At 45.4% G+C, this 482-nt stretch carries 1 pseudogene; it reads left to right on the forward strand.

The features are described 5' to 3' along the window. Window positions 1–99: 99 nt before the first annotated feature. A pseudogene (locus tag B3W37_RS15740) lies at window positions 100–482 on the forward strand (pyruvate carboxylase subunit B); the annotation flags it as partial.

Consider the following 482-nt stretch of genomic DNA (forward strand, 5'->3'; position numbering starts at 1 on the left):
TATTTGCATACATAAAACATCAGAAAATCGGTTGTTCCCTGCCAATTTTGGTTAGGATTTCAGATAATTGCAGCAGTTGCTTATTTAGGGAGGCCAAATATGAGTAAAATTAAAATAACCGATACCAGTCTCAGGGATGCCCATCAGAGCCTGTGGGCGACCCGGATGACGATTGATGATATGCTGCCGGTCCTGGAGGATTTGGACGAGGTAGGCTATCATTCGCTGGAGGTATGGGGCGGAGCGACCTTTGATGTATGCATCCGTTATTTAAAGGAAGACCCCTGGGAAAGATTAAGAGCTATTCGCAAGCATGTTAAAAAGACCCGTTTGCAGATGCTCCTCAGAGGTCAGTCACTGGTGGGCTATTCTCACTATCCGGATGATGTGGTGGAGAAATTCGTAGCCAAAGCGGCCGATAATGGCATCGATATTTTTCGGATGTTTGATGCTTTGAATGATATCCGCAACCTGGAAAAAGC

It is taken from the genome of Syntrophomonas sp. UBA5494, from assembly GCF_002426325.1.